This window comes from Bacillus sp. JJ722, from assembly GCF_036963345.1.
Lineage (GTDB): Bacteria > Bacillota > Bacilli > Bacillales > DSM-1321 > Bacillus_AD.
In genome coordinates, this window is record NZ_JBALMO010000060.1 from 51,168 (window position 1) to 56,738 (window position 5,571).

At 37.3% G+C, this 5,571-nt stretch carries 3 protein-coding genes; all 3 read right to left on the minus strand.

All coding sequences use genetic code 11. The features are described from left to right. Positions 1 to 82: 82 nt before the first annotated feature. The 3 genes from prfB to hpf all read right to left on the minus strand — a co-directional run bounded on the left by prfB (position 83) and on the right by hpf (position 5,197). A protein-coding gene (prfB, locus tag V7014_RS09175) for a peptide chain release factor 2 (protein ID WP_335506354.1) occupies positions 83 to 1,184 on the minus strand; the annotation gives its coding sequence in 2 pieces (ribosomal slippage) (positions 83 to 1,111 and positions 1,113 to 1,184; 1,101 coding nt in all). 219 nt (positions 1,185 to 1,403) lie between these two features. Beyond that, entirely contained in the window at positions 1,404 to 3,911 is a 2,508-nt protein-coding gene (gene secA / locus V7014_RS09180) for a preprotein translocase subunit SecA (RefSeq protein WP_335506356.1), read from the minus strand. A 731-nt stretch (positions 3,912 to 4,642) separates the two neighbouring features. Next, entirely contained in the window at positions 4,643 to 5,197 is a 555-nt protein-coding gene (gene hpf / locus V7014_RS09185; RefSeq protein WP_335506358.1) for a ribosome hibernation-promoting factor, HPF/YfiA family, read from the minus strand. Positions 5,198 to 5,571 lie beyond the last annotated feature (374 nt).

Below are 5,571 nucleotides of genomic sequence, written 5' to 3' on the forward strand. Positions count from 1 at the left end.
AGCTAGACATCGCGCAAAATTTTATGCTTTCTTATAAAATAAGGGGCTAGCATTATTGCTAGCCCCTTATCCCAATATAATCTTATGCTAATTTCGAACGTAAATAAGCATCGATGAATGCATTAATATCTCCATCCATTACAGCTTGTACGTTACCTGTTTCCGCACTTGTACGGTGGTCTTTTACCATTGAATATGGATGGAAGACATAAGAGCGGATTTGGCTTCCCCAGCTAATGTCGCTCTTCTCACCACGGATTTCATCAAGTTGCGCTTGTTGCTCTTCGATTTGACGTTGGTATAATTTCGATTTCAACATATTCATTGCACGTTCACGGTTCTTAATTTGTGAACGCTCCGTTTGACACGTTACAACTACACCAGTAGGAATATGTGTAATACGAACAGCAGAGTCAGTTGTATTGATATGCTGACCGCCGGCTCCGCTCGCACGATACGTATCAATCTTCAAATCTTCCGTACGAATATCTACTTCGATATTATCATCAAACTCTGGCATAACATCGCACGATACGAATGATGTATGACGGCGTCCAGAAGCATCAAACGGTGAGATACGAACAAGTCGATGGACACCTTTCTCCGCTTTCAAATAGCCATACGCGTTATGACCTTTAATTAATAGAGTAACACTCTTAATACCTGCTTCATCACCAGCTAAATAATCAAGTGTTTCAACTTTAAAGCCTTGTTTCTCCGCCCAACGAGTATACATACGTAATAACATTGAACCCCAATCTTGAGACTCCGTACCACCTGCACCCGGGTGAAGCTCTAAGATGGCATTATTTCTATCATATTCACCACTTAACAACGCTTGAAGCTCGTACTCATTCATTTGCACTGTTAGCTGACCTAATTCTTCTATTAATTCTTTTTCAAGATCCTCATCTTGCTCTTCTTTCAATAATTCAAAAGTAAGCTCTAGATTTTCATGAGTTTCATACATAGAATGAAATTGCTCAACTAATTCCTTTAAACCGTTTGCTTCATTGATAACACCTTGAGCTTTCTGTTGATCATTCCAGAAGTCTGGATCTGTCATAATATTATCTAATTCAGCAATGCGTGCCTCCTTTTCTTCTAAGTCAAAGAGACCCCCTAAAGTCCGCTAATTTCTTAGCTGTTTTTTCGAGCTCTGATCTAATTTCTGCTAATTCCATGCTCAATCACCTCTTATAATATATTCAAAAAGCAATAGCCACTCACAAACTACTTAATAAATTCCTACTAAGTGAACATTACTAATTCGATTTCAATTTAAAATACCTTATTTATTCTATTACAAAGGAAAAGAGGCGGCAATAAGTAACATGCTCATCCTCTTTCCAATCGTTTCTATTACAGGACCTTAAGGTACAGGAACTTAAGTGTACAGGACCTTAAGCGCGTCCACAACAGTTTTTGTATTTTTTACCACTACCGCAAGGACATGGATCGTTACGTCCTACTTCAGCTTTCTTGCGAACAGGTTTTTTCTTCACTTCTTCGCCGTCTTCTTTTGGATGTACAGCTTGACCTTTGGCTACTTCTTGTCTTTCAAGATTATTACGAATTTCTGCTTTCATAATATACTTCGCCACTTCGTCTTCAATCGATGCAATCATTTCTTCAAACATCGCGAAGCCTTCTTGCTGATACTCTCTTAAAGGATCGATTTGACCATAAGCACGTAAATGAATACCTTGACGAAGTTGATCCATCGCATCAATATGATCCATCCATTTACTATCTACCGCACGAAGTACAATTACTTTTTCGAATTCACGCATTTGCTCGGCTTCAAGTTGCACTTCTTTCTCATCATATGATTCCTTCACTTTCGCAAGGATCAACTCGATGATTTCATTAGCTTCTTTGCCTTGTAAATCCGCTTCAGTAATCGTTCCTTCCATCAGAAGATTACCATTGATATAATCAACAATTCCTTGTAGATTCCAGTTCGATTGATCTTCTTCACTTGTGAAAGCACCAACGTGACGTTCAACAGATGAAGCAATCATACGCTCAACAATGTCACGTAAAGTCTCACTATCAAGTACTTCAAAGCGTTGCTTATAGATGATTTCACGTTGTTGACGTAATACATCATCATATTGTAACAATTGCTTACGCGCATCGAAGTTATTACCTTCTACACGTTTTTGCGCAGATTCTACTGCTTTTGTTACCATTTTGCTTTGAATTGGTTGAGAATCATCCATACCAAGACGAGACATCATATTCTTCATATTATCAGAGCCAAATCGACGCATTAGCTCATCTTCCATAGACAGATAGAATTGTGTAACCCCTGGGTCACCTTGACGACCAGAACGTCCACGAAGCTGATTATCAATACGACGGCTCTCATGACGCTCCGTACCAATTACAGCTAGTCCACCAAGCTCTTTTACACCTTCGCCAAGTTTGATATCCGTACCACGACCAGCCATGTTAGTCGCAATTGTAATGGAACCAGGTTTACCTGCATCCAAGATAATCTCCGCTTCACGACCATGGTTTTTCGCATTCAATACATTATGAGGAATCTTATGTTTCGTCAACAATTGCGAAATCAACTCAGATGTTTCAATTGCTACTGTACCAACAAGAACAGGTTGACCTGCTTCATAACGCTGCTTAATATCTTCTACTACCGCATTGAATTTACCAGTCATAGAAGCATAAATTAAGTCAGCACGGTCATCACGCGTAATTTCACGGTTCGTCGGAATCACAACAACGTTCATGTTGTAAATATTACGGAATTCCTCTTCTTCCGTCTTCGCTGTACCTGTCATCCCTGCTAACTTCTCATACATACGGAAGTAGTTTTGGAATGTAATTGTCGCAAGTGTCATACTTTCATTTTGAATATCTAAGCCTTCTTTTGCCTCAATTGCTTGATGCAAGCCATCACTATAACGACGACCTTTCATAAGACGACCTGTAAATTGGTCAACGATGATAATTTCGCCTTCTTGAACAACGTAATCCACATCGTTATGCATACTAACATGTGCTTTTAAAGCTTGGTTTATATGATGGTTTAACGCAACATGAGAAATATCAAATAAGTTATCTATACGGAATGCACGCTCAGCTTTATTAATACCATCTTCTGTTAGCTGAACACCTTTCGTCTTCTCATCATACGTATAATCTGTTTCTTGAGTTAACGTACGAATGAAAGCATTCGCTTGAATATACAGTTGAGTAGATTTTTGAGCACTACCCGAAATAATTAACGGCGTACGCGCTTCATCAATCAAAATCGAGTCAACCTCATCAATTACCGCAAAATGCAATGGACGTTGTACCATTTGCTCTTTATAAAGCACCATGTTATCACGTAAATAATCGAAGCCGAATTCATTATTCGTTCCGTACGTAACATCACAACGATACGCTTCCTGTTTCTCTTCTCTTGAAAGACCAGTCAAGTTCAAACCAACTGTCAATCCTAAGAATCCGAATAACTCACCCATTTCAGTCGCATCACGAGACGCTAAGTATTCATTGACTGTAATAACATGAACACCTTTTCCTGTAATAGCATTTAAGTACACAGGCATTGTCGAAGTAAGAGTTTTACCTTCCCCGGTTTTCATCTCCGCAATATTGCCGTCATGAAGCGTCGCGCCACCCATTAATTGAACTGAGAATGGATACATGCCAAGCACACGCTTAGATGCTTCACGAACAACCGCAAATGCTTCTACTAACATAGAATCTAAAGATTCACCATTTTGATAACGCTCTTTAAACTCTTCTGTCTTCGCTTGCAACTCAGCATCCGAGAGACTTTCCATTGATGCTGCCAAACCTTCTATTTGATCTGCTAACTTATGCAGACGTTTTACTTCACGCTTATTTGGATCAAATACTTTATTTAAAATCGATAACATTTCACAAACGCTCCTCTGTTTTGTGATGATGAAAAATACACAATTTATTTAAATTATAGTTCGAAAGACTACAATATACTTACTAAAATGAAATACCCATTTTTTTATATTACCACTTCTACTTGTATGGTACAACATACTGAATAGGTCGATTTCTTCTTATTTATATTGTTCACACCTGCAGCTTTATCCGAGGCACCTAGAATAAGAACTAATCCATACTAATTTCTTATCGAGCAGCCTATAAATAGTCATTCCTATAATACGAATGAAGGACCTATTTAGTTTCAAATTAATTTAATTACCATCTTATCCTTATTATAGGTATAACAAACAACGCACAAATATTAACCTTGTTAAGAAAAGCGGAAGCGCCTTGCTCATCGACTTACGTACTGGAGGGATTTTGACTGAGATAAAGGACACGATGAGCGGTTAGCTCAATCGATGCCCCTATGGTCTGTCATCTCTCTTCCCGGAAATCAAAACCGGATTTCCTATTGAGAGCAGTCTTATACTTGTCGGGGCTGAAAGGGCCGTTTAAGTATTTCTTAGTTGACTTAACGTAGGGAAAAGGCCTGAAGTACGGTATTAGACACTTGTCTAAGTTCAAAAAATACTTATATTTTCTTAATCTTTAACAAACGAAGAAGCCGACTCCTCAGCATCTGTAAGATACATGAAAAGTCGACTCCTTAGGCTTACATTATAGAAAGAATTTCGTTACTGACTTAATTAGGTTCAATTAATCCGTAACGGCCATCTTTACGTTTATACACAACATTTGTAGCTTCTGTTTCAGCATTTGTGAAAACAAAGAAGTTGTGGCCAAGCATGTTCATTTGAAGAATAGCCTCTTCACTGTCCATTGGCTTTAAGTCGAAACGCTTATTACGTACAACTTCCAATTCACTTTCTTCTGCATCCATTACATCTTCTACAGATTCTTCACCATCAAAGGCAAAAACCTCTACAGTACCATCTGTACGGAACTTACGATTTACTTTAGTTTTATGCTTCCGAATTTGTCTCTCAAGCTTATCAGTAATTGTGTCAATCGCCGCATACATATCTTCTTTTCTTTCTTCTGCGCGAAGCACAAGGTTTGGCATTGGAATAGTTACTTCAACCTTAGATGTTTTATCATTATAAACCTTAAGGTTTACATGCACAGTTGAATTTGGTGTGTTGTTAAAGTATTTTTCTAATTTTCCAATCTTTTTCCCTACATACTCTCGTAGAGCTGGAGTTACCTCAATGTTTTCACCACGAATGTTATAATCCATAAGTGAGTCCTCCTTCAACAAAACTATTAGTGTAAATCTATACTATATAAATTCTATAATACCCCTACTAATCCCTTCTTGAAACATCAAAAAAAATTTGTCGAATTTTTGAACAAAAAAACTCATAGTGTTTTCATTTTTAGTAACGGTTTTAAAAGCTTACTCCCTAACAATGGGTGTGTATGTAAATAACTTTTTGATTCACTTAAACGATATTATTTTGTGTAATCATAATGATTTTCACACTACTTATATATTGTTAAGAAATGAAAATAATTACTGCCATTTTTTATTTCAACTTAAGCATAGATATATGTGTAAAATTAGATATCTTTATTAGAAGCCATGAAATTATTTTAAATCATATTTAAAAT